The sequence below is a fragment of the Caballeronia sp. NCF2 genome, from assembly GCF_023631205.1.
Taxonomy (GTDB): domain Bacteria; phylum Pseudomonadota; class Gammaproteobacteria; order Burkholderiales; family Burkholderiaceae; genus Caballeronia; species Caballeronia zhejiangensis.
Map to the genome: position 1 here is coordinate 1 of NZ_JALQDN010000117.1, position 1,152 is coordinate 1,152.

Here is a 1,152-nt window from a genome sequence, read left to right on the forward strand (position 1 = left end):
CGTTCGTTGAGCCGCCTGGCTACGGCGTCCAGCTTTGTCTGTGAGTAGGCAGATAGATCAGTACCTTTAGGGAAGTATTGCCTCAGAAGCCCATTCGTGTTTTCGTTCGAACCGCGTTGCCAGGGGTGCTGTGGGTCGCAGAAATAGACCTCAATGTCGGTAGCGACAGTAAAGCGGTGGTGGTCGGCCATCTCGGAACCTCTGTCCCACGTCAGCGACTTATATAGTTCCCGAGGTAACTTGCTGGCGTGTCGTATCAGCGCGTCAACCACAGCCTCAGAATCCTTGCTGGCGACCTTGACCAGCATCACAAATCGACTTTGACGTTCGACGAGAGTTGCAATCTGGCTCGTAGCGTTGCCGTACAGCAGGTCACCTTCCCAATGCCCGGGTATTGCGCGATCCTCCGCTGTAGCAGGTCGTTCACTGATCGACACGGCGTCGCGAATGTTCGTGCGGCCTTCAGTTTTCAGTGTGTGGTGACGAGACCGGCGCATCGTTCGAGTGCGTCGCAAGTGCTCAAGCAATTCCTTCTTCAGGGCACCGCGAGCTTGGATATAGAGGCTCCGATAGATTGTCTCGTGCGACACCAGATAATCCTTGTTGACCGCATAAGCATGTCTGAGCCAACCAGCAATCTGCTCAGGGGACCACTGCAGCTTCAGCTTTGCAGCGACAACTCCCGCCAGCGTCTGGTTTTGCACCAATTTGCAAACCTTCGGCCGACGTGCCCGCTCCCAGGCGAGCGCATCCGCCTGGCTCGCTCGATAGCCTCGGCTGCCCCCGTTGCGCTGTAATTCGCGACTTATCGTGGAAGCAGCGCGTCCCAGCCTGGCTGCGATCGACCGAATCGATAATCCGGACACCAGGGAGCGGGAAATCTCCTCGCGCTCAGCGAGCGTCAATACCCGTGCAGCGCGGTGCCTTTGCAGCGGCTGGATGCCGCCGGTCTCCGATAGTATTCCCTGAATCGAAGAATGGCCTCGATCGAACAGTTTGGCAATCTGATGAATCGTATCGCCCTTGCGCCATCGGTCCCACATCAGCGCTTTCTGGGTCTCAGAGTAATAGATTCTCGGTCGCTGCTTCATTTGCAACACCTCCGCTGCTCACGCTGATTCTAGGCGTTGCATCGACCGGTTGAATCCGCCG

The 1,152-nt window shown here is 57.1% G+C and carries 1 protein-coding gene; it reads right to left on the minus strand.

Annotated elements, in window-relative coordinates; all coding sequences use genetic code 11:
* The coding region (locus tag NCS02_RS36145; protein WP_250508369.1) for an IS30 family transposase at positions 1 to 1,091 on the minus strand (1,091 nt) is incomplete at its 3' end.
* Positions 1,092 to 1,152 lie beyond the last annotated feature (61 nt).